This window comes from Serratia sp. DD3 (genome assembly GCF_000496755.2).
The window spans coordinates 1-549 of record NZ_AYKS02000025.1 but is presented as its reverse complement, the minus strand read 5'-3'; the positions used below and the strand labels follow the sequence as shown (position 1 = coordinate 549).

2 pseudogenes are annotated in these 549 nt (G+C 48.8%); one reads left to right on the top strand and one right to left on the bottom strand.

What is annotated here, in order from left to right:
• Positions 1-228, bottom strand: a pseudogene (locus tag IO95_RS03630) (IS4 family transposase); the annotation flags it as partial.
• Between the two features lie 90 nt (positions 229-318).
• On the opposite strand from IO95_RS03630, the pseudogene IO95_RS23850 reads away from it, so the two are divergent.
• A pseudogene (locus tag IO95_RS23850) lies at positions 319-522 on the top strand (CDP-diacylglycerol diphosphatase); the annotation flags it as partial.
• Between the last annotated feature and the right edge of the window lie 27 nt (positions 523-549).

Sequence of the window (549 nt, the reverse complement as noted above, 5' to 3'; positions counted from 1 at the left end):
CCAGACATTGAGCTTTGTGTTGGTGAGCAGTCTATCCACCTGCTTGACGGCGTGCTTTCGCTCAAGGCCGCTGGCCAAAGAGAGGCCATTGCCAATGGCATGGATGGCCAATGACCCCGACTCAATAACCCCGTGGGTTGCATTGGCGAGCGACAAGACACGCTTGGCATGCATGTCCTGTCCGAATATGTCATCAATGTGGTTAAGAATTATTTCGTGGTTAAGCATGGAGGCTGTCTGCTCGCTATTAGCTGGTCAAGAACGGAGATCATACCTCAGAAGCCTTGCCATGCCTTGCTCATATGAGGGGATGGCTAAGGCATTGACCCCATCAAGTCAGTGGCTGAAGGATTCAATTTGTCATCACCACAATTGGCCGAATATGGCATTGCTTTGATACCCAGCACATTTTCAGGGCAAAAAGGCTTTATTTTGTTAACTACCAAACGAGGTTTGGATCGGGGCAATCGTGCTTCAGTGGAATCGTTACTGGATAAGACATGCATGATTCTGCCAAGCTAATATCCCAGTCACCAAATTTATCGGCGG